The sequence below is a fragment of the Streptomyces odonnellii genome, assembly GCF_000981895.1.
Classification (GTDB): Bacteria; Actinomycetota; Actinomycetes; order Streptomycetales; family Streptomycetaceae; genus Streptomyces; species Streptomyces odonnellii.
The window spans coordinates 1-1,407 of the sequence record NZ_LATD01000617.1 but is presented as its reverse complement, the minus strand read 5'-3'; the positions used below and the strand labels follow the sequence as shown (position 1 = coordinate 1,407).

Below are 1,407 nucleotides of genomic sequence, written 5' to 3'. Positions count from 1 at the left end.
CCCGACGGCCACCGCCGCGGCCCCGACCACCGCCGCACGGGGCGCCGAAGGGGGGACCGAACGGGCCGAAAGCCCCGCGCCGCCCCTCAAAACCGCCCCACCCCGGCCGCCCGGGCCCACAGTGCTCAGCACCCGGTCCATGCGGACCGTGACCGTGCTCATGTCCATGTGAACGCATCACTACGCTCCTCCCATCGTTTCATCGTTGATCTGTCGTGATGCTTCAACGATATATCGGTACAGCTCGTTCGGCAAGCAATTTCGCATGCCACTTCCCGGTCGCGGCCGCACGGCCCCCGTCTCCTACGCTCAGTGCATGCGGATTCGAATCGTCGACGCCTTCACCGACCGGCCTTTCGCGGGCAACCCCGCCGGCGTGGTGCTCCTGGACTCCGACGGCTTCCCCGACGACGGCTGGCTCCAGCGGGTGGCGGCCGAGGTGAATCTCTCGGAGACCGCCTTCGCGCACCCTCTGCCGCCCAACGGGGACGCGGACTGGGCGCTGCGCTGGTTCACCCCGGTCACCGAAGTGGATCTGTGCGGCCATGCCACGCTCGCCACCGCGCATGTGCTGCGCTCCACCGGGCGTACGACAGGTGCCGTACGGTTCGCCGCCCGCCCCGGTGTCCTCGGGGCGACCGCGGCCGAGGACGGCTCCCTCACCCTCGACTTCCCGACCTCGTCACTGACGCCCGTGGAGATCCTGGACGGCATGGCGGAGGCGCTCGGCGCGCGGCCGGTCTCGGTGCACGACACCGCTGCCCATGTCGGCGACCTGCTCGTCGAGCTGGCCGACGAGCGGACCGTACGCGCGCTCGCTCCCGGCTTCGCCGCGCTCGTCGGCCTCTCCCGGCGCGGCGTCATCGTCACCGCGGCCGCCGAGAACCCGGGCCGGGGCTATGACTTCGTCTCGCGGTGCTTCTACCCGGGGGCCGGGATCGACGAGGACCCGGTGACCGGCAGCGCCCATACCGCGCTCGCCCCGTTCTGGTCCGCGCGGCTCGGCCGTACGGAACTGACCGGCCTCCAAGCCTCCGCCCGTACCGGACTTGTCCGTACGGCACTGCGCGGCAACCGGACCCTGCTCACCGGCAGCGCGGTCACCGTCATCGACGGCGAACTTCTCAGCGCCCCCTGAACTCGGCTCCCCCTGAATTCTGCTGCCCCTGAACCGCAGCCGCTCCTGAACCGCAGCGGCTCCCGGCGCTGCCCACGGCGCTACACCGTGGGCAGCCAGCCCACCTTCCCCGCCAGCAGCGCGTACCCCACGAACGCCCCGATGTCGAGCAGCGCGTGCGCCGCCACCAGCGGACCCACCCGCCCCCACCGCCGGTAGAGCAGCACGAACACCACGCCCATCCCCATGTTGCCCAGGAAGCCGCCGACCCCCTGGTACAGGTGGTACGA

The 1,407-nt window shown here is 71.5% G+C and carries 2 protein-coding genes; one reads left to right on the top strand and one right to left on the bottom strand.

All coding sequences use genetic code 11. The features are described from left to right. Window positions 1-316: 316 nt before the first annotated feature. A complete protein-coding gene (locus tag WH07_RS35675) occupies window positions 317-1,138 on the top strand; it encodes a PhzF family phenazine biosynthesis protein (RefSeq protein WP_046509406.1) in 822 nt (273 codons plus the stop codon). Window positions 1,139-1,218: 80 nt separating this feature from the next. Here the strand turns inward: WH07_RS35675 and WH07_RS35670 are convergent. Continuing rightward, the coding region (locus WH07_RS35670) for a CPBP family intramembrane glutamic endopeptidase (protein ID WP_046509404.1) at window positions 1,219-1,407 on the bottom strand (189 nt) is incomplete at its 5' end.